This is a genomic window from Anaerostipes hominis (ex Lee et al. 2021), from assembly GCF_002270485.1.
Classification (GTDB): Bacteria; Bacillota; Clostridia; order Lachnospirales; family Lachnospiraceae; genus Anaerostipes; species Anaerostipes hominis.
In genome coordinates, this window is sequence record NZ_NQOG01000081.1 from 1 (window position 1) to 251 (window position 251).

The 251-nt window shown below is 43.4% G+C and carries 1 pseudogene; it reads left to right on the forward strand.

The window, feature by feature from the left end:
• Positions 1 to 124: 124 nt before the first annotated feature.
• Positions 125 to 251 (forward strand): annotated as a pseudogene (locus CI597_RS19630) (transposase); the annotation flags it as partial.

Genomic DNA, 251 nt, shown 5'->3' on the forward strand with positions numbered 1-251 from the left:
ATATGCTCTGCCAATGGCGGGCTTCCACCTATGATAAAACGCAGGCAGTATTATGAGGATTTGGAACTGGCCGCATAGTCAGTGATATGCTTGAGAAAAATGTGTCAACTAATATTGACAATATCATACCTTCGGCAGGGATCTCAAATGGAACCCTCATATCCACTGCCTTATCTCCGAAGGCGGTTTTAGTGATGACGGCTTCTGGCGTCATGTGAAACACTTTCATTACAATTTTCTCCGTAATGCTT